1 protein-coding gene is annotated in these 954 nt (G+C 69.7%); it reads right to left on the reverse strand.

Annotated elements, in window-relative coordinates; genetic code table 11:
- A partial coding sequence (locus tag IE126_RS25790) for a hypothetical protein (protein WP_229825914.1) occupies positions 1–954 on the reverse strand: 954 nt, incomplete at both ends.

Genomic DNA, 954 nt, shown 5'->3' on the forward strand with positions numbered 1-954 from the left:
CAGCGCCGAGGCGCTGGCCTTGCCCGGCAAGGCAGTGTTGAGCGCGGTGATCGCCTCGCCCTGCGAGGTGATCCTGCCCTCGGCGGTGGTCACCCGCAGCCGCAAAGCATCCACGGCGGTGGCGCTGGCAAGCTTCGGCAGATCCAGCTCCAGCCGCGTCACCGCATCGGCGGTCAGGATCAGCCGGTCATCCACCGCCCGGATCTGTGCGGTCAGCGACTGATCCGCCTCGGCAACAGCCTTGCGCACCTTCCGGCGGGCCAGAAACTCGGCAAAGCCCTGATCCAGCACCTCGGAGGCCAGTGGCAACAGGCTGGCCCGCAGGCTGGTGGTCGCCGCGCCGCCGGTCTTTACCGCTGTCTCGGTCGCGCTTGTCCGGCTTTCCAGTGCGGCCACCACGTCAGTACCGGCCTTGCCCGCAACCGCCGTGCCCAGATCGGTGACCGACTGCCCCAGCGAGACGATTCCGCCCTCGGTCAGCGTGACCCGTGAGGTCAGCGCCTCCAGCGCCGAGGCGCTGGCCTTGCCCGGCAAGGCAGTGTTGAGCGCGGTGATCGCCTCGCCCTGTGAGGTGATCCTGCCCTCGGCGGTGGTCACCCGCAGCCGCAGCGCGTCCACGGCGGTGGCGCTGGCAAGCTTCGGCAGATCCAGTTCCAGCCGCGTCACCGCATCGGCCGTCAGGATCAGCCGGTCATCCACCGCCCGGATCTGTGCGGTCAGCGACTGGTCGGCCGCCACCATGGCCTTGCGTGCCTTCCGGCGGGCCAGAAACTCGGCAAAGCCCTGATCCAGCACCTCGGAGGCCAGTGGCAACAGGCTGGCCCGCAGGCTGGTGGTCGCCGCACTGCCGGTCTTCACCGCTGTCTCGGTCGCGCTGGTCCGGCTTTCGAGCGCCGCGACAGCGTCAGCGGATGCCTTGCCTGCGACTTCGGTCTGCAATTCGGTCAGGGCCGT

Origin of the sequence: Gemmobacter nanjingensis, from assembly GCF_014652195.1 — a bacterium.
In the GTDB taxonomy this organism is placed as follows: Bacteria; Pseudomonadota; Alphaproteobacteria; order Rhodobacterales; family Rhodobacteraceae; genus Gemmobacter; species Gemmobacter caeni.